This is a genomic window from Plesiocystis pacifica SIR-1, from assembly GCF_000170895.1.
GTDB classification, from domain to species: Bacteria; Myxococcota_A; Polyangia; order Nannocystales; family Nannocystaceae; genus Plesiocystis; species Plesiocystis pacifica.
This window is the reverse complement of record NZ_ABCS01000108.1, coordinates 14,754-32,865: the sequence shown is the minus strand read 5'-3', so window position 1 is coordinate 32,865 and position 18,112 is coordinate 14,754. Positions and strand designations below refer to the sequence as shown.

20 protein-coding genes and 1 pseudogene are annotated in these 18,112 nt (G+C 62.4%); 10 read left to right on the top strand and 11 right to left on the bottom strand.

What is annotated here, in order from left to right; genetic code table 11:
* The 8 genes and pseudogenes from PPSIR1_RS34455 to PPSIR1_RS34420 all read right to left on the bottom strand — a co-directional run.
* Positions 1–285 (bottom strand): annotated as a pseudogene (locus PPSIR1_RS34455) (hypothetical protein); the annotation flags it as partial.
* Positions 275–1,141 carry a hypothetical protein gene (locus PPSIR1_RS34450; protein ID WP_086001960.1) on the bottom strand — a complete coding sequence of 289 codons (867 nt, stop codon included), beginning with the start codon at positions 1,139–1,141 and terminating at the stop codon, positions 275–277. The pseudogene PPSIR1_RS34455 and the gene PPSIR1_RS34450, both read right to left, overlap by 11 nt.
* A complete protein-coding gene (locus PPSIR1_RS34445) occupies positions 1,134–1,346 on the bottom strand; it encodes a hypothetical protein (RefSeq protein ID WP_006974169.1) in 213 nt (70 codons plus the stop codon). The genes PPSIR1_RS34450 and PPSIR1_RS34445 overlap by 8 nt, the downstream gene beginning before the upstream one ends.
* Positions 1,346–2,029, bottom strand: coding sequence for a hypothetical protein (locus tag PPSIR1_RS34440; RefSeq protein WP_006975875.1), 684 nt, complete (start codon positions 2,027–2,029; stop codon positions 1,346–1,348). The genes PPSIR1_RS34445 and PPSIR1_RS34440 overlap by 1 nt, the downstream gene beginning before the upstream one ends.
* Positions 1,995–2,399 carry a hypothetical protein gene (locus PPSIR1_RS34435; protein WP_006975874.1) on the bottom strand — a complete coding sequence of 135 codons (405 nt, stop codon included), beginning with the start codon at positions 2,397–2,399 and terminating at the stop codon, positions 1,995–1,997. The genes PPSIR1_RS34440 and PPSIR1_RS34435 overlap by 35 nt, the downstream gene beginning before the upstream one ends.
* The gene (locus PPSIR1_RS34430) at positions 2,396–2,998 is read right to left on the bottom strand and encodes a hypothetical protein (protein ID WP_232296552.1); all 603 of its coding nucleotides are present in this window, start codon (positions 2,996–2,998) and stop codon (positions 2,396–2,398) included. Before PPSIR1_RS34430 ends, PPSIR1_RS34435 begins: the two co-directional genes overlap by 4 nt.
* A gap of 44 nt (positions 2,999–3,042) precedes the next feature.
* Positions 3,043–3,279, bottom strand: a complete 237-nt coding sequence (locus tag PPSIR1_RS34425) for a hypothetical protein (protein ID WP_006975873.1) — start codon at positions 3,277–3,279, stop codon at positions 3,043–3,045.
* Positions 3,276–3,704, bottom strand: coding sequence for a hypothetical protein (locus PPSIR1_RS34420; protein ID WP_006975872.1), 429 nt, complete (start codon positions 3,702–3,704; stop codon positions 3,276–3,278). The genes PPSIR1_RS34425 and PPSIR1_RS34420 overlap by 4 nt, the downstream gene beginning before the upstream one ends.
* A 268-nt stretch (positions 3,705–3,972) precedes the next feature.
* Here PPSIR1_RS34420 and PPSIR1_RS34415 point away from each other — a divergent pair, with 268 nt between their 5' ends.
* Both PPSIR1_RS34415 and PPSIR1_RS34410 read left to right on the top strand, forming a co-directional pair.
* Positions 3,973–5,118, top strand: a complete 1,146-nt coding sequence (locus tag PPSIR1_RS34415; RefSeq protein ID WP_157596279.1) for a hypothetical protein — start codon at positions 3,973–3,975, stop codon at positions 5,116–5,118.
* A gap of 2 nt (positions 5,119–5,120) precedes the next feature.
* Positions 5,121–7,103 (top strand): hypothetical protein, encoded by a 1,983-nt coding sequence (locus PPSIR1_RS34410; protein ID WP_006975870.1) that lies wholly within the window; start codon positions 5,121–5,123, stop codon positions 7,101–7,103.
* Positions 7,104–8,011: 908 nt separating this feature from the next.
* On the opposite strand, the gene PPSIR1_RS34400 is transcribed toward PPSIR1_RS34410, so the two are convergent.
* The gene (locus PPSIR1_RS34400) at positions 8,012–8,521 is read right to left on the bottom strand and encodes a hypothetical protein (RefSeq protein WP_006975868.1); all 510 of its coding nucleotides are present in this window, start codon (positions 8,519–8,521) and stop codon (positions 8,012–8,014) included.
* Positions 8,522–8,564: 43 nt separating this feature from the next.
* The gene (locus PPSIR1_RS44675; protein ID WP_006975867.1) at positions 8,565–10,307 is read right to left on the bottom strand and encodes a serine/threonine-protein kinase; all 1,743 of its coding nucleotides are present in this window, start codon (positions 10,305–10,307) and stop codon (positions 8,565–8,567) included.
* Positions 10,308–10,488: 181 nt separating this feature from the next.
* Between PPSIR1_RS44675 and PPSIR1_RS34390 the strand changes: the two genes are divergently transcribed.
* The 3 genes from PPSIR1_RS34390 (at position 10,489) to PPSIR1_RS34380 (ending at position 12,229) form a co-directional block, all read left to right on the top strand.
* Positions 10,489–11,058, top strand: a complete 570-nt coding sequence (locus PPSIR1_RS34390) for an RNA polymerase sigma factor (RefSeq protein ID WP_006975866.1) — start codon at positions 10,489–10,491, stop codon at positions 11,056–11,058.
* A 139-nt stretch (positions 11,059–11,197) separates the two neighbouring features.
* A complete protein-coding gene (locus tag PPSIR1_RS34385; RefSeq protein ID WP_157596278.1) occupies positions 11,198–11,587 on the top strand; it encodes a hypothetical protein in 390 nt (129 codons plus the stop codon).
* Positions 11,588–11,911: 324 nt separating this feature from the next.
* Positions 11,912–12,229, top strand: coding sequence for a helix-turn-helix domain-containing protein (locus PPSIR1_RS34380; protein ID WP_045117337.1), 318 nt, complete (start codon positions 11,912–11,914; stop codon positions 12,227–12,229).
* Positions 12,230–12,278: 49 nt separating this feature from the next.
* Here the strand turns inward: PPSIR1_RS34380 and PPSIR1_RS46940 are convergent, their stop codons facing one another.
* Positions 12,279–12,509 (bottom strand): helix-turn-helix domain-containing protein, encoded by a 231-nt coding sequence (locus tag PPSIR1_RS46940; protein ID WP_086001959.1) that lies wholly within the window; start codon positions 12,507–12,509, stop codon positions 12,279–12,281.
* A 240-nt stretch (positions 12,510–12,749) separates the two neighbouring features.
* On the opposite strand from PPSIR1_RS46940, the gene PPSIR1_RS46935 reads away from it, so the two are divergent.
* From PPSIR1_RS46935 to PPSIR1_RS50915, 5 genes are all read left to right on the top strand, one after another.
* A complete protein-coding gene (locus tag PPSIR1_RS46935; RefSeq protein ID WP_157596277.1) occupies positions 12,750–13,976 on the top strand; it encodes a dsDNA nuclease domain-containing protein in 1,227 nt (408 codons plus the stop codon).
* On the top strand, positions 13,966–14,484 hold the full coding sequence (locus PPSIR1_RS48635) for a hypothetical protein (RefSeq protein WP_157596276.1): 519 nt from the start codon (positions 13,966–13,968) through the stop codon (positions 14,482–14,484). Before PPSIR1_RS46935 ends, PPSIR1_RS48635 begins: the two co-directional genes overlap by 11 nt.
* A 2-nt stretch (positions 14,485–14,486) precedes the next feature.
* On the top strand, positions 14,487–16,352 hold the full coding sequence (locus tag PPSIR1_RS48630; RefSeq protein ID WP_157596275.1) for a hypothetical protein: 1,866 nt from the start codon (positions 14,487–14,489) through the stop codon (positions 16,350–16,352).
* Between the two features lie 32 nt (positions 16,353–16,384).
* Positions 16,385–17,590, top strand: coding sequence for a pentapeptide repeat-containing protein (locus PPSIR1_RS46930; protein WP_086001957.1), 1,206 nt, complete (start codon positions 16,385–16,387; stop codon positions 17,588–17,590).
* An 81-nt stretch (positions 17,591–17,671) separates the two neighbouring features.
* A complete protein-coding gene (locus tag PPSIR1_RS50915) occupies positions 17,672–17,887 on the top strand; it encodes a helix-turn-helix domain-containing protein (RefSeq protein ID WP_045117336.1) in 216 nt (71 codons plus the stop codon).
* Positions 17,888–18,112 lie beyond the last annotated feature (225 nt).

The window sequence follows — 18,112 nt, the reverse complement described above, 5'->3', positions numbered from 1 at the left end:
GATCTGTTGCTCGCGCGGGGCGTTGCGGGGCTCGGTGAAGTCGGGGAAGAGCTCGACCCGCCCCAGGCCCGTGCGCGGGTTGCCGCGGCTCTCGGTGTGGCGCTGGAGCTTGCCGAGGACCGCGACCTCCGGCGGCGCGCCGGTCCGCCGGATCATCCGATCGAAGCTGGGCCGACGCGCCGAGTAGATCGCCGCGCCCACCACCGTGGCCGTGGCCACGCCCGCGAGCGTGTACCAGGCCCAGGTCGGCACCCCGGCCTCGAGCGCGTCGGGCTCAGACCTCATCGGGCTCCCGGCGGTTGGCGATGCGGACCACGGCAATGGTCCCGCCGATCAGCAAGCCCGTGCCCAGGATGACCCCGCCCCACAACATCCCGCGCTTGGCGGCCTCGCTGAGCTCGGCGAAGAGCTTGTCGAAGCGCTCCTCGGCCATCTTCTTGGTCTCTTCGAAGTCGTCCCGGGCGTCGTCGATCGCCTCGCCGGTCTGGGCCAGGCCGTCCATGAACCGACCCACGAAGCCCTCGCCCATGTCCTCGGCGTGATCGGACAAGATGCCGAGCTGCTGGGCGAAGTACATGTGCATGATCGCGTCGGGCACGGGACCGGCCGACTCGCGTCGGCGAACCAGGCCCACGTAGACCGACTCGGTGTTGGTGTCGTCGGGCTCGAGCTCGTCGAGGACCTCGCCGTACTCGCGCAGACGCTTGAGGTAGGCGAGGAACTCGGCCTGGTAGCGCTTGCGCTCCGAGTCCGGGACCTTGTAGCTGGGCAGCTTCTCCCACACCGACTGCGCGAGCAGGTGGACGCGCTGCGCCTCGTCCTTGACCTCGTCGAGCAGGGCCTGAAGCCGCGCCGCCGTGCGATCGGCTCGGGTGTCGAACTCGGGCCAGATCTCGTCGAGGACTTGGGTGTAGTGGGGCCGAGCCACGGGCGGCGGGCTCCCGGGCGAGAGCGGCGCGCCCACGAAGATCGGCGTCGCCGCGGGGATCGGGTCCTCCTCGTCGAAGGCGTGGGGCGGACTCGGCCCCAGATCGAGGTCGGGCGTGTAGGTCGGCCCCTGCTCGAGGCCCTTGGTCACCACGCCCACGACCTCGGCGTCGATGACCTCGGGCTTGATGAAGGCCATCTTCAGATCAGGCATGGCCACCCCGCTTGCGCTCGCGCAGGGCCTTGAAGGCGACGCGGGACTCGAAGGCCAAGGTGATCGCGTTGAGCGTGTCCACGTCGAGCTCGCTGGTGACGAGCACGGGCTTGCTCCCGAGCAGGTTGAAGTCGCGCTGGAAGTCGGCGACGCCGGCCGGAGCCGTCGTGTAGCCGAGCTCGCGGAGCTTTTGCTGTGGCGTCATCACGTCTGCTCCGTGAGGCTCGACCAGCGGATCGCGTTGTCGGTGTAGTTGCTCAGCACCACCTCGAGGGCGTTGAGTGTGTTCTTCCCGGCGATGCCGTCGACCTGCAAGATCCCGCGGTAGTGGCGGAGCAAGCTCGACTTCTTGACGTCGCTGGGGAGCCGCACCTGCTTCTTGTCCAGCCCACGGATCACGTCGTTCCAGTCGCGCTGAAAGCGAGTGACCTGCGGGTGCGGGTTGTCCTTGGAGCTCAGCGCATCCTCGTTGACCTCGACCTTGTAGCCCTGGCTCAACATAGCCATGCGCACCGGGGCCGAGCGCGGCCACAAGATCGTGTTGTAGCCCGCCGGATCCAAGCTGATGTTCGGCGGCTTCCCGCTCGCGCGCCCGCTGGCCTTGGGCTTCGACGGGGCCTTCGGCGTGCTGCCGCCGTCGCTCGGCGTGGTCTCGTCGTCGATGACGATCGGCGACACCGGCGTCCACCAACCGTTGCGCTGCCCGAGCTTGTAGAGCCCAAAGCCCGCGAGGCCCAGGGCCGCCGTCGCGCCCAGGCCGATGCCCACCTTGGCGCCCGGGCTCAGCCCTTCGCTCTCGTCGGGGTAGTTGGCGTCGGTCAGGGTCTCGGCCGCCTCGTTGGCGTCGAGGACCTCAACCGGGCCCGTCGTGGTCGTCGTGTTGTCCACAGCAACAGCTCTCCTCGGTGTTGAACTTCGAGACCGGATCGAGCACCTCGCCGTCCTCGACCTGGTAGGCCAGGCGCTGGCCGTCGATCAGCACGGGCCGACACGCCCGACCGGCCGCCAGCTCCTTGCCCATCGAGTAGGCCACGATGCTCACGGGATGCCCGGCGCCGGTCTCGAGCAGCCGCCGGGCATCTTGAAGCGCCGCCCCCTCGTCGAGGGAGCAGCCCCCACAGCGCGCGCAGCAGGGCAAGTCCTGCCCCGCCTCGCGCCGAAACTGGCGCGCGTTGAGCTTCGCCAGCGCCTCGGTGAAGAACACCGACGCCTCGCGGGCGAGCTCCTCGCCCACGAGCTCTGTCGGGAAGCGGATCATCCCTTCTTGCCGGCGCTCGTCGGGTTGATGCCGGACTCGCTGAGCCAGTTGCTCAGCAGGCCGTAGAGCTTGTCGGACAAGCCGATGTGCTCCTTGAGGTAGCGCAGGCCCGCGTAGCCGCCGATCGCCCCAAAGAAGGTCGCCTGGAACATCTGGCTATCCGACCCCGTCAGGTTCGAGACCTCGATCGTGAAGCCCTTGGAGCTGTCGACGGGCCCGATGTCCGGCGGGAAGGGGTTGAAGGGGGTCTTGAGGGCCTCCCAGTCGAAGGTGTCGGGGTCGCGCGTGGTCGTGATGCCGGTTCCGGTCATGCCCGCGTCGCGATCGTCACGACGAGAGATGGCCTCGATCCGGATATCCGGACCCGACAGGTACGCGACCATGGCCACGGGCATCAAGCGCTCGTAAGGCTTGACCTCGTGGCGGACGCGGCCGCCAGCGGGCACGGGCACCTCGACCTCGAAGGGCACGAGGCAGCCGAAGGCGAATTCGCTGGGACAGGTAATCTCCTGCTTCATCGCTTGCTGGGCGGCCTCGAGCCCGTATGGAGCCCCCGGTGCGGCGCACGGGAGCAGGCTGTTGAGAGTGGTGTTGAACATGGTCTTGTCGTGGCTGGGTTGGGGCTAGCTCTGGGTTGGGGTTGTCAGGTCAGGTCCTGCTCGATCTTCTGCATGCGCTCGTTCAGTCCGGCGACGATCCCCTCGAGCTCGACCACGCGGGCCTCGAGCTTGGTCTGGCGGTCGTCGAGGAGGTCCTGACGGGCCTTCTCCTTGGCTTGCTTGTCGAGCAGCAGCTCGGCGCGACGGGTACGGCCCTGCTGCTTGGCCTGGCGTCGCTGGAGCGTGCGCTGCTCCGAGGGTTTCGCAGCGGTCTGGGTCATTGGTCCTTGTCCTCGATGTGGTTGTGGGTGGTGATGGAGATCTGGGAGTGGAGGAGGACCTTCCCGGCCTTGCCAATCACGCGGAGGGTGGCGTTCTCGGGCTGATACAGGCTCAGAGCTTTGGCCCCCGTCCCCACCACGCCGTTGATCAGCGCCCCCACCGGGAAGCCACCCTTGGTCTTCCACGCCGCGAGCGCCCCTGCACCCGGGGCGAGGGTGACCTGGAGGACCTCCCCGATCACGTGCTCGGTCTTCTCCCTGCGCTTTTGTGCCGCCCACTCATGGCGGCAGCGGCGACCGAATTCGCTGGCCTCGATCCTCTCCTGAAGGACCGTGGCTTCGTCAGCCTTCTGGAGACCGAACTCAGCGTCGAACTGAGCCAGCGCCGCCGGGTCCGCATTCCTGGGCGTGTTCGCATGCGACATGCAGTGAGCCTGGGGCGAATCCAGGCAATCGTCGAGTGGTTTTTGCGAAAAAACTAGTCACCCGAACTGGCGAATTGCACGTCGGTTGGTTTGGGTAGATAAGCTCTACCTTCGGACTAGATGGATTTACCTGGGTAAGCCCTCTGCTTAGGTACGTAAAAGGGGATAACTGGAGGTCTTTTATGTCCTGGTTAGGTGGGTAAATCATGCAACATCGACAGTTGCCGCAGCGGAGTGCGTGAACTACGGATTAACCGAGGACGAACTCATGCCCTGCACGCCGAAGAACGACCATACACCTCCCCAGGAGTGGGGAACGAAGCTAGAGCGCCATGACCAGGAGTTGGGGTGCATCTTCCTTCATCGTCGAAGAGGTGGAGCCCACTACCAGGACTTCTCCCTCGCAGATTTCGGAGCCGACCCAAACCTGTGGCGAGTGACGGACACCGCGCCCTTTGGTCTCCTCTGGCTCCGTCCCGAGGCGGTCACCCCCGCCGCGAGACGGGAGCAGATTCAACTCCTCGTCGAGCAGCTGTGGACCCATGCTGGGGAATGGACCTCACTCCACGGTGAGTGGGCAGACTTCAAACTCGTGGGCTACGATGAGGCCGGCTCACTGCTGTTTCAGGTCGGCAAGCGACTGTCCTTCGTCGACATGGATGTGCCTGAAAAGGAGTCTCCAGTGCCTGCTCCGCCCAGCGGGAAGCACGAGTCGACCGCGCAGCATCGCGAGCGTGAGCGTCGACTCTACGAACGGACACAGCGCCTACTCGAGCGCATCGAGGAGTCACACGCCAAACTCATCGATAACTTCCATCGCATCGTCCAACTGACATCGACGACCGCGGCTACCGTCCCGGAGCTCTACGAGCGAGCCGCGGAGCAGGTGCGGCAGAACGCCATCATCCGCGAAGAGCTCATCCGCCGCGAGAGCGAGGCCCGCGACGAGAACATTCGACTTCAAGAGCACATCGTCACCGAGGAGAACCGAACGCTTCGCTGGGGGAAGATGCTCGACTTCTTGGCAGACATGGGCAAGCTCTTTATCTCGGCAGCAACTCCGTTCATTCATGAACTGGCTAAAGTATACTTTGACCCTGGAGGGCGTCTCATCACCGACTTCGAGCATGCTCAGCAGGCTATCGCATTCATCGCACATGGAATGACAGAGTCAAATCTGGACAAACTGTTCAAGGGAAATCGTAAGTTCGCGGGAGCTTTTCTGCACGTTCTTCACATGGGGACTATTACCGAGAGCGAGCGTGAGGCGCTCGAGACGATCCGGCCCGTAATGCCCGCGATTCGCAGCGCCGACTTCGACAAGATCATGAGCGCACAAATGGACTACGCGAGGACCTATATCCTGGGGCGTATCGCCTTCTACCGGATGCCCTACTACGTCGACGAGGACTGACGATGCTGCTTCGACCAGATGAAACCTTCATCGATGAGGTCACCAACCGCGCCGAGCGGGTGTTTCCGCGGGGGTCGGAGTGGACAACCTTTCGCAGCCATCTCCCGGACGACGAGGTGTTCAAGAACTCGATCTTGGATCCAGCGATCGGCGTGGGTGGCGAGCTCGCGCTCAAGACCTTCGCGTCCGCGGACTGGCAAAACTGGGTCGCGTCCGCCCAGATCGGGCTCTACGAGATCGGGACTCGTATCGGCTTGCCCAGGCTCCAGGGCACCTCCCTCGCTCAGGGCATGTCGACGGTCTACTCGCACCTCGGGAGCACACTGAACACCATCCAGGCCTACGAAAACCCTGCCGAGATGATCCCCGAGCTCATCCAGAATACCGGGATGCAAGTGGTCCAGCAGATCACGGGCCAGAGCGGCATGGTCTCGCAGACGGTGGCGCAGGTCGTGGCCGCGGCGGTGTGGGCCGTCAACGTCGGTCGCGCCAAGGTCCACGCCGACCTCGCCAAGGATGTCCCGTTGCCGCCGTTGCAGAGCGAGGACCCGGCGACGGACACATGGCAGATGAACCGGGTGTTCGAGGTGTTCCGCAGTCGGGGGACAGGTGGCGGCGTCGTCTACCCTGACGGCGAGGTGGTCGCGGCCTCGAACGCCAACTACACGAGCTTCTTTCTCCCTGCCTACCGAACCGATGGACAGTGGGAGATCCAGCATCGACACCAGGGGATCGCTGCTCAGCAAGGTCGGCCTCGCGTAGCCCGAGGTCCCCGGGGGGAGACCCAGTACCGCTTCGACCCGGGCGACGGCTCGAGCTTCGGCTTCATGCCCGGGACCACGACGACGCTCCGTGTTCTCCAGGCCTCCTATCGGTACTACCACTCCGTCCGCGGCACGCCCGTCGACCGCTACGCGCTGCGCTGCAAGGGCATCGACCGCCCCTGCTACAAGAGCGTCAAAACCTTCGACGGGAGCCGGGACTGTCGACAGTGTGTGGACCCCGAGTCGGTCTGGCCTGTCAAGGGCGTGGGCTGGGCGTACGGCGGGAGCCCCCTCAACGCGACGACGCCCGGGGAGAACGTGGGCGAGTTCTACCTCTCCACGAACAAGTTCCTGCTCAACCTACTCGACAGCATCGCCAAGCCGGGCCCGCTCCTGTACACGGTGAACACAGATCGAATCTTCGAAGAGTGGAAGGAGTCCTTCGAGTTGTTCTGGGAGTTCATGCGCTCGCAGTGGAAAGCCCACCGCGGCTCCGGATGGCGTGGACTCTTGTCGCGGCTGGCCACAACCATGACGGCCTTCGAGCGCGACGGGGAGGTTCACCTTGGCGGACGAAACCCTCGAATGCCGGCGAAGCTGATCGCCTCGGCCAGGGCTCCCACTTTCGACATCCCGTTCTCGGACTCGATCTTCGCTCGGCTGATCGCGCCGTACTGCACGGACCTCGTCCGCATGCAGCTTCGAGAACTGGAGACCCTTTCCGTGGCCTATGTTCCGCCAGGTGTTGGGGCGCTTTACTTCTCCAACGGGAAGATACTCAGGAACAAGCTCGGGGATCGCTTCGAGTCCTCCCGCCGCGAGTTGCTCGCTAGCAGCAAGCGCATGCTGGTCGACCTGCGGAGGGTGACAGATCCCGAGTACCGCAAGGCCCTCGAGGACTCCGGGGTCAAGGCCTCGACGGTCAATCCGCTGCTCCATGGCAGCCCAGGCATCGAAGGCGAGCTGCTTCGACCCTCGAACAAGCCTCCCCGTGCACTGAAGCCGCCAAGGGTTGCTCGGCAGCCGCCTCTGGGGGCCACGGTGCTGCTGACCAACCCCGTGCGGCTCGGTCAGGGGGGCTCCAAGGAGGGGACAACAGCGAAGCAGGGGAACCAGAGGGAGATCTGGGCCGTGCTTGCGGGTTCGGCCGCCTTGACCGCAGCTGCGGGGGTCGCCTTCTACCAGCTGAGCAAGGATGACCGGGACCCAGAGCCGCAGTAAGATGCGAGCATGAGGTCGCGCGGACTCGTGCTCGTGTTCATCGCGGGGTTGCTCCTGCCGGTAGGCTGTGGGGCCCCCGACATCACGGGGGACGTCTCAGACTATGCAGCCGCTGTGAACGGAAGCCGGACTCGGCAGTGCGACTGTCATGGCCTACTGGGCTACGCCTCGATCGGCGAGTGTAAGGACGGCCTTGGTGACGTCACCCAAGACGGACAGGCCTGCATCGAGAGCGCTCTGGCCGGAGAGGAAGAGCGCGGGGCCGAGTTTCTCCCCTGCGCAACCACGGCCTACATGGGTTACTCAGACTGTCTCGCGGCAAACGTGAACTGCGATGAGTCTGCGTTGATGCTGTGCACCTCGGCGCTGGACACCGCACTCGACGCCTGCTCAGAGTCGGATCTACGGGGGTCCATCGAGGCCTGCTTGTGAGGGCATGACTCCGTCGTTGATATAGTTCCATCGCCATGACGCGGATGATCAGCGCATCGCTTCAGAACTCGACCAACTGTTTTGGCGTCCGCACGGCGCCGAGCCAGACCAAGTGCTCGTACTTGCGCCCTAATCAAGGCTCAGTATGATCACCGCGCCGGACGCCAGAAGGACGGCCCAAAGCCACCTAGACAGCTTGCCTGTGCCTCCAAATTACCGTTGGGTTCTCACAAGTCCCACCCGGACGACGAAGGGATGGCTCTTCGAGTATGGATATGAGTGTACAGATGGTTCTCCTCATCAGGAAGACTGGGAGCCCATCGGTGGGGCCCCTGGCTTTGTCGTTCTTGATGATGGCAGCCTCCGGGTTTTGTCTTGGAATGACTTTTCCGCGCTACGGAACAAAGGCTCAACACCTTGATGTCCAAGCTCGATGAGTATCGAAACGATGGCAAACATCCGGGATAGAGCCCCGGTTACCCGTTGCAGTCGACGGTCCCGTCCTCGTTGAGGTACCCCCACCAGCACCACCCGATCGTCCCCTCGCAGTCGCCGAGGAGTTCGACCTCCCACTCGTAGCAATCGCCGTTCTGGCAGCACAGGAGCTCGTCCTCCACCAGCGGGACCCCCGCGTAGTTCCCGCCGTTCTCGATGGGGGCGGCCGGGAAGGGCTGGTAGCAGGCCACCGTCCCGTCCTCGAGGAGCTCGCCGTACTCGCAGAACATCTTCATGCCGGAGCCACACCGCCCGGCGCTCGAGGTCGGGCCACAGTTCGCGTGTTGCCCATCGATGGCGCAGCACAGATCCGTCCCCCACACAGGGGCCGCCGGGCCGGTCCACCCACAGAAGCGAGAGACGGTCTGGCCGACGAGGTCGGTCACGGGGTCACCGTTGGACTTCAGGTAGACGTCAGCGCAGAGATCGGGCGCGAGGGGGGCGGTGGAGGCTTCGAGGGTGGTGAGGAGCAGGAGGATCGCGGGGCTCATTTTGGAATCGTACCGAGGGCGGTACGACCCACGCAGCGCGCACTCAATCCACCAGGGAACAGGCAGATAGGCGGCCTTGGAGCTCGTTCGAGGGCTGGGGGCAGGCGGCCACGTCGGCCTCCCAGCGGCGTTGGCAGGCCGACGCGGCGAGGTCGGGGCAGCGGTCACCCAGGCAGGCCGCGCGGGTTTCCGTCGCGTCGGTGATGCAGTTGAGGTGCTCGGCGAACAACCGATCGTCCTCGGCGATGATGACGGACAGGCACGCGTGCTGGTCGGCGTCGATGAAGCCACGCTCGCCGCGGCAGGTGTGGAGCTCGGCGCCCGAGCAGACGCAGCGTCGATCGACCTCGGCGTTGTGGAGCTCGGTGTATCGGGCGAGCGCTCGGTTGCCCTCAGTCATCAGGCGGACGCACTCCGTCACGACGTCGGTCGCCGCGGCGACGGCCTCGTGCTCGGGGGTCTCGGGCTGGAGGGTGAAGAGCACGTAACCTGCGACGCTGCTCGCGTAGCCGGTCGCGGTGTGGGCTCGCTTGGGGTCAGCGTGCTCGGAGCTGAGGGCCTCGCTGAGGAAGGCCTCGGCGATCAGCGCGGACTCGAGGGCGAGTTGGGTCCGGTCAATGGCAGGGTCGGCTTGGACGTCGAGCCACAGCTGATAGGCAGCATCGAGTTCGCCCGCGCGAAGGCGCTCGGCGATGAGTGATGGCAGGTCGCTGGGGGCGACAGCGTTTTCGCTTTCGGCTTGTGTAGTCGCACTCGGGACGGATGTGATCCCGAGCGGAGGCGAAAAAGTTCGCGGTGCGCGATGTGCGAGGAGCGCGGCGGTGCCCAGGGAGGTGCCGAAGGCGACGCCCGCGACCAGGCCGGCGACTCTGCGGCGGCGCTGCTGCGCCCGGGGTCGCTTGCGGACCGCGGTGAGCTCGGCGAGGAGGCTGTCCATGTCGGGCCAGCGCTCCTCTGGGCGAAGCGCGAGGCCGCGAGCGACGGCACGACGGAGCCGGCGAGGGATGCCGAGGACGGGCTCGTCCTCGCGCAGTTCGCCGCGCTCCATGGCGTCGAGGAGCGCGACGGGGGTCGAGCCCGCGAAGGGCCGGCTGCCGTGGAGGCACTCCCACAGGGTCACGCAGAACGAGAACTGGTCTGAGCGAGCGTCCCCGCGGCGCCCCATGAGCCGCTCGGGCGCCATGTAGGCCAGGGTCCCGAGGCCGGCGCTGTCGTGGGCGGCGAGGGGGTCGTCCTCGACGGTGACGTGCTCGCGCAGGGCTCGGGCGACGCCGAAGTCGGCCACGCGGACGCGGTGGTCCTCGCCCAAGAGGATGTTCTCGGGCTTGAAATCGCCGTGTTCGAGGCCGGCGGCGTGGGCTGCCGCGAGGCCCCGGCCGGCGGCCAGGCACAGATCCACGACCTCGCGCCAGGTTGGGTAGAAGGAGCTGATCCACCGGCGCGCGTCCATGCCGTCGACGAACTCCATGGTCAGGAAGACGTCGTCGCCGACCTTGCCGGTCTCGTAGACCGCGACGACGTTGGGGTGGGAGAGCCGGGCGAGGCACTGGGCCTCGTGGAGCACGGCTTGCTCGGCCTCCTCGCGGGGGAGCTTCCACAGCTTCAGGGCGACGTTGCGGCCGAGGGTGGTGTCGCGGGCGAGGAAGACCACGCCCATGCCCCCGCCGCCGAGCCACTCGAGGAGCTCGAAGCGGCCGAGCTCGACGATGCGCCAGCGCAGCTCTTGGCCGCGGGCCATGGCCGCCCGCTCGACGGCGCTGACCAGCTCGACCCACCGCGCCGACAAGGGCCGGGAGCCGCTGGAGGTAGAAGCTTCTCGGGACAACGATCGCTCCGGGGGGACCTCATGCTAACGCAGCAAAGTCCGAGGCTTGGGTCGTGACGAAGCGACAGATTTGTCGGGCGCGATCTCGCGTTGGTCTTCGGCACAGTTCCGCCCTCGGCCGAGACGTGTACTCTCCTCGCCGATGTCGCTAGACGATCTGTTGCGCTCGCTCCGAGCTGGGGAGGCGAACGCGGAGCAGCGCTTGTATCGGGAGCTCCGGCTCGAGCTGTTGTCCTACTTTCGTCGCCGGGTCTCCAAGGAGGACGCCGAGGATCTGGTCCAGCAGACCCTCGAGGTCATCGCCGCCGAGCTCGACCGCTTCGAGCCCCAGGGGCCTCGGGCCTTTCGTTCGTTTGCGTTTTCGGTGGCCTACAACCGCCTGCGGACCCATCGGCGGAAGGTCGCGCTGCGCCGGCAAGAGCGGGAGGCCCCGGGGACTTGGGTCGCCGACGCCGAGCCCAGCGTGCCCGAGGTGATGTTGTGGCGGGAGCGGAGGTTGCTCCTGCGGGAGGCGCTTGGGCGGTTGCGGTCGACCTACCGCCGGGCGATCGAGAGCCGGCTGCGCGACGACAGCCCGGGGGCCGTGGCGGAAGCGGAGGGCATCGCGTTGGCGAGCTTGCGCGGGCGCGTGCGGAAGGCCATCGAGGCGCTGCGCGGTGACGTTCGAGGGCGCCGCGGGAGCGGTCGTGAGCTCTCCCCGACGCCGAGCTGACGTGGGTGGGAAACGCTCAGGCTCGCTCGCGCATGCCTTGGGCTTGGAAACGGTGCCGCGGGTTCGCGCCTAACTGGGCGTGTTGATCCAAGAGCTCGAGAAACGCTTGGCGAATGCCGAGCGGCAGGCGGCGATTCAGGTGATTCGGGCGAGGCCGGAGCGCAAGCTCTCGCAGGTGCTCGAGCAGGTCGATGGGCCACGGGGGCAGGCCCTGGGGAGCGTGACACTCACCGAGCTCCGGGAGTCGGGGGCGCCTCCGATCGTGCATGTCGACGGGGGGCCGCCGGTGAACCTGGTGCTGCTCGACCGGGCCGAGCGCGCGCGCGGGATGGAGTTCGTGGGGCTGGTGCGGCGGGTGTTCGCCGAGGCCCCGGGCTGGGTGGCCATCGGGTACTTGCGCGCTCGGGTTGGGGGACCGCGGTGGAAGCTGCACCACGCGCTCCGGCGGCTCGTGGGTCAGGGGGAAGTCGAGCGTACGGGGGCGACCTCGGGGACGCGCTACCGGATCAACACGCGGCCTCGCGGGTAGGGGGCTGACCCTGATGTAGGTCCCTGGGTCCGGTCTCGCGACCAGCGCGTGAGATCCAAGCCCTACGCGTGTCTGCGTGAAAATCTTCCATTCGCCCTCAGAGCTTGATGGGCCCCCTCATCCCCGCTAACCTGTCCTCGGCCCCGTAGGAAGGGCTCAAGAACAACTCAACATCACCGGCGGCGGTTCACTTGAGGCTGCCGTCAGGTCTACCGTGCGAAAGTCGGGGCATGGTGAGTAGCGGGGTGGTTTCCTACCCGCCTCGCGCCCGCATGCCCGGCGAGTCAAAGCCATGCAAACACCGTTCACAAAGGTACTGGCGCGATGAACCGCGCCCAGCTCGGAAAACGCCTCAAAGCACTGCGCAAAGGTCGCGGATGGACTCAGGAGTACATGGCCCAGAAAACCGGCCTGGCGTCCGACACCATCCGCCGCCTCGAGTACGGGCACTTCAGCCCGACGCTCCATACCTTCCTCAAGATCGCCGAGGGCCTGGGAATCTCGGCGGGGAAGCTCCTCAACGAGAAATTCGACGAGGCCGACGAGATGGCGGAGTACATCCGCGATTTACCGGAGCTCGAGAGGGGGGTGGCGATCGTGATCCTGCGTTCGCTTCACGACCACGCCAAGGGCGAGGTGTAGTCACGGGTCGATGGGCTTGGTCCAGTTGGGTCAAGCCTTCGGCCCGCTTCTACTCATCAGGCTCGCGGAGCAGCTCCGAGGCCGGGACACCGAGACCGTCGGCGAGTTGGTAGAGCCAGTCGAGATCGACGTCTTGCTCGCCAGCGAGCACTGCGAAGAGTTCTCGTCGATCGATCCCTGCTCGATCGGCGATCACCGTCAGTGGGGTGTGACTCGCCGCCGTCAACCGGCGCAGGTTGTGCGTGAGAAGCTCTGCGGCGCGTTCCCGAGACACGGACACTTGTAACCCATCAGGCTAAATCCATCACGGCTCGCACCAGTTCACACTGAGACGCCTATCGGAACCGGTCAGCTGGCCGATCCAGCTCTCTCTGACCGAGATGCGCCTATCCCGCGCCAGTCTGAGCAGTTGCTCAGGATCACAATTCCCTTACCTTGAACGACGTTACTTGCCCAATAGTCTACCGCTCAGAAAGCCCCACGAGCATCGTAGTCCTCGGTTAGAATGTCGTTCTCCGTGGTGACACTCCTACCAACCGACCTCAGCAGCCCAGACGACAGCGGAGCGGAGACATTTTCCAGGTACCGATATCAAGCCAAGACTGCTTTTCGTGAATTTTTGCGCTGCGCGCAGGGCAAATCAGATTATGTCATTCTTGAGCAAATCGAAGATGTCGTAGTCGTCGAGGGCACCAAGTGGAGGCTTGCTCAAGTAAAGTCCCGTGACGCTAGCAGGGGGTCATGGACCTTCTCTTCTCTCTTTGGAGAAGGCGGCCCCGTGGAGAGTTTATACCGTTCTTACCTACACATCAAGTCATTGTCTCGGAGAGGCCAAGTGCATGCAAAGACACTCCGCGCGCACACCTTCGCCTACGAGATGTGGCTAGAGGGGGTGACTTCCTATAGCGGGAACGGTGCAGAACTCCAAGCCCACCGCAAAGGCACAGCAGCTCCAAGTGACAAGTTAACCCTTGCCGCTCAAGCCAGTCTCAAAAAACTCTTCACCAGTGCCGAAACCCGAAAGCCTGACGTCCGGAAGTTTCTGCATATGCTTGCAATATACGATCAGCTTCCAGCCAGGAGCAAACTGATAGACGCAAGCAATATGATGGAACTCGGAAAACTCTACCCCCACCTGAGCCACCGGGAACTTGCAAGTACATACGCGTCGATCTTACAGACGATTGAGGATGCAATGACGGCCGCCCCCGACTCCCCTTGGCCCACAACTATTCTGGAAGAGGACGAGCCTTCTCAAAACACAAAAGTCCTAAACAGCGAACAGTGCAGGGCACTGCTCCCACACAATTCCAGCCTGGACCCGTCCCGACACATAACGCTGAGCATCGGAGAAATGCTCCGTAGCGACCCCACTGCCCTGGTCGAAAAATTGACCCGAAACGGGGCAAGAGAGAGAACAGTCAACAGCGCAAAACAGCTTCGCCTAAGGGCGACAGACCACGAATCTCAACTACTCTCCTCTGGCGAACCTGACGCCGCAGATGCACTTGAAGATGTTAGGGCAAGGCTCATAATTTTTGCAAACTCAGTAGCGTCAAAATGTGGCAAAGACCAGAACAGCCAACACGCCCAAGACATCTGGGACGAACTCGTCGACAAACTCATGACCACCGTGCAACAACATGACCCTCAAGGCATCTTTAAGCAAGATGCATACCTCCTTCTTGGCGAACTGTGTCAAGTTTCAGACATGTGCAACTTTTCGTGGGGGATTGATGAAGACTGATCTGTTTTCGCCCGAAGCAGAGGGGCGCGCCCGCATCCTCATGATCATATCTGCGTTCAGCGAACAGCCTGGGGAAATCGTGGGGTGGGCGAAACTCTTCAGGCTTGATTTCCTGGTCCGATACCCAGACACACTCATCAACATACTAGAGAAGCGGAAGGTCTCTCAGCGAAGGCTCTCTCAACTTGACATCTCAGGAGACATCGAGTCGCGCATGATTATGTATCGCTGGGGACCCTGGGATCCTCTTCACTATGGATACGCCGCTCACTTGTACTCTCGAGGAATGATCGAAGCAAATCGAGAGAAGCGCGGCATGATCTTTCGAGCAACCCCGGCTGGCAGCGCCTTAGCCGGAGACCTCGCGTCCCATGACGACTGGGAGGTTTTATACCAACGCGCCCTCCTTGCCAGAGACTATCTCAACCTATCCGCACGCAAACTTACAGAGCTTATCGTTGATTCAAAACCATCTATTAGCACCGCGAAATTCGGGGAGGAGATATAAAGATGAAGGCCTCAATCTCCCGAATTGAGTTTCCCGGAGAAGCACGCTCCACCGCTTTGACACCAGGCCTGAACATCATAACAGGCCCAATATCAACAGGAAAGTCGCAATTTCTCAGGCTCTGCAGGATCGTATTCGGTTCGAAGGTAAAAGAGCTCGGCCCAGAAGTCCGCGCCATGCAGGCTATACGAGCAAGCCTGACAATTGGAAAAAACGACTACACCGTATATCGTCCTCTGACAGACACGGCGCGTGCCAAGATCGTGGTATCAACCGTAAATCATGGCCATCTTGTTCTTGAGAATGAAGCAAAACCCTACCGCAAATCTGAAACACGATACTCAGAGTGGCTCGCCAGTTGTTTCGGGTTCCAAAAGCTCTATGTGCCATCAGCTCCGACTCGAATAGAGTCGGACCCAAACCCACTCGGAATCCGAGACTATATGATGTATTGCTCACTGCCGAAAGACGAGATAGCATCTGAAGTCTTTTCTCACGAGCACCCTCACAAGAACATCAAACGTCGATATGTCTTTGAGTTACTCTACGGGATATACAGCGCCGAAATAGCAAACCAGCAGAGCCGGCTGCGAGAGATTCGTCATGCTCGCGCAAACCTCGAAATTCAATCAAAAGCGATTGACTCAGTCTACGATGACCTCCCGTGGGGATCATCCTCCGACTTGGAGTCCGAACTACAAAATATCGACGCTCGCCTTCAGATGATCCACGACCAACAGGTAAATATCAGGGTCGAGTCTGAAGAACAGTCTGGGATCGGGAGCCTCCGTCGCCAACTACTTACCACGGAAGAGAAGATTGGAGTTCTTTCGAATGAAATCGAAGACCTGGAAAATGGCCTGGCTATTCGGAAGAGGACATCTCGACAACTAAGGAGTCAGATCGGAAAACTATCTCGCGCTATGACAGCTACAGGTGCGTTCGGCCAGTATAATTACGTTAAATGCCCCGTATGTAGTCAAAGCCTGCCTGAAAATCGCAACCTTCCTGGACACTGTGCGCTCTGTCTCCAACCTTCTTCACCACAGGAAGACATTCTAGAGGAATTGGTTGCCGAGCAACTAAGGATATCACGTCAAATTGATGAAACCGAGCATCTGCTAGAAGAGTCCGAGGAGGCACTGGAGTCACTGTGGGAGAGACGGACAACTCTCGATGATGAGCGAAAGCGCATTTCCGAGGCTCTGTCGCTTCGCCTAGACACATTTGTTTCTGATAAAGAAGAGACGCTGGTCAGCCTGGCAGAAGAACGTGGCCGACTCGCAGAAAGGGCATCTTCCCTAAATGATGCAAGGATGTTTATGTCTCGACGAGGTCAGATAAAAGGGGCTCTCGAGACGGTTCTGGGGGAAGAAGAGGAGGCGGTAGAAGCACTCGAAGAGCTCAGAGGAGACAGCCGGGTTGTTCAGTCAAGAATTGCCCGACTTGAACAACGAATGTCGGAACTTTTGTCGCGTATGAGACTGCCAGCCTTCCTTGACGCCCGTGCGCAAATCAGCCGTGCAAACTACCTTCCCATTGTCGGGGGGCGAACTTTTGGAGAACTGCTCTCGGAGGGGCTCACAGTCGAAGTGAATATAGCGCATGCGCTTGCGCATCAACTTGTGTCCGCTGAGCTCAATCTGGGACTCCCAAAGATACTCTTTATCGACAGCCCGTCATCGGCGTTTGGGAAGGAAGGGTTTGATCCTAAGCGGCTTCACTCTATCTACGAACAGATTCGTCATGTGTGCAGCGAGTTGGCAGGAGATCTCCAAGTGATAATTGCAGACAATCATGTCCCTGATGGGTTCGATCGCTTCATTCGGCTCCGCCTCTCTGAGCATGAACGTCTTGTACCGTCTTAGGCTCCACACTCTACACCAGTCGAACTTCAACCATGCCCCTGCCGTCCAGTGCTTCTGAACTCCTTCGCCGCTATGCTGCGGGCGAGCGTGACTTCGCGGGTGTCAAACTACCTCTCGCGGATCTCTCGGGAACAGATCTGTCCTTCGCCAACCTCGACAAAGCAAACCTCAGAGGGTGCAATTTGAGAAATGCACGGCTGACAGGGGCTTCGTTGCGAAAAGCTACGCTCCGAGCGCTACCGAAGGTCGACACACCTCGGAGGTGGCATCCATATGAAGTGTCAACAATGACAAGGGCCGAGCTTTCGAGGGAATGGCACTTTGCGGACCTCGCTCAGTCAGACCTCTCTTGTGCGGACCTCGAGGGCTGCGACCTGGCCTATGTGAATCTGACCGGAGCAAACCTCAAAGGAGCAAACCTGTATCGGGCGGAGCTTCAGTGGGCCTGCCTCAAGAACGTCGAAATGAACTGGAAGACCATCGAGTGGGCCCAGATCAACGCGGTCACCTTCCGAGAGAGTGAATGGACTATGTACGACGCCCGAGTTCTAGATGATCAGGGGGTCCGCCCATTCGACATTCGAGACTTCCCACCGAGAGCCCAGCCTGTATGGAGAACTCGGCGGAATGTGCTGACCCTGTACTTTCCGAGGGGGGCGACGCCACTTGATCAGTACATCGTCAGCGGTATTATTCATGCTACGATTGGAGGGGATCGATGTTCGGTGGTGGAGTTTGCTCAGAGCCTGGAAGGCTCCCTGATCCACCTCGCGGCGGATGACATCAGAGACCTTGTTGTCGTCGCCGAGGCCATATATCAGAGGGTTTGGAACGCCCCCCAGCACCACGCAGCAGTAGTCGAAGAAAGGTCTTTCGTACTTAGGGCGGAAGCGCTGGATGACATGGCGGACAGGGTCGATCGAATGGAGTTGGTGCTGGGTAGTTCCAGCAATTCTGAAGCTCTTGCAGAGGGAGTTATCCACCGACTGCTGCAAGTCATAGGGGAAGATGCTTTGATGATGCTGCGGGCTCAAGGGGAAAAGTTCAGGCTTGAAGAAGACTCCCGACTAGCAGTTACGTGGGGTCAGGCGATCGGACGACAGCTTGGAAAGGTCGTTCGGAAAGCTGTTTTGGGAGGGGCACTTGAGGATGTCGATCTGTTTATCGAAACACTCAAGAAAATGCGCCGCGAACAACGAGCCATCAGCAAGGTTGATGAAGATGAATCTCTCAGCTGAAAAGGTGGAAGGTGCCCCCCCCACCCCACCTCGAAGTGGGCTTGTCGTAATGTTTATTGCGGGCATAATCATTAGGCGAAGATGCCCGTTCAAAAGGCACATACCAGCCTCACGGGACTGCCCTACCTCCTAAACGCAGACGAGGTCGCCGCCCTCCTTCGGGTTAGCCGAAAGGCGGTGTACTGCATGGTCGATCGCGGCGAGCTCCCCGGCGTGACCCGGATCGGGCGGCGCGTCCGCTTTCACCGCGACTCGTTGCTGGGTTGGCTCGAGGCCCAGCGCGAGTCTGGAGTCTGAGGGCAAACCCCTCCCCCGTGCCTGCCATGAGGCGCTGAGAGCCCGTCCTCGCGCAGGGGCGGGCTCGCTGCTAGGCTGGTCCCGAAGACGGGCTTCTCGCGGTCTGGAGAGACAGATGACCGTGAAAGTCAGGCCGTACCGAAGGGGCGGCTGGGAAGTCGACATCGTGATCACCCTCGAACAAGGACGGACCCTGCGCCGCCGGCTCAAGTCGCCGGTGACGTC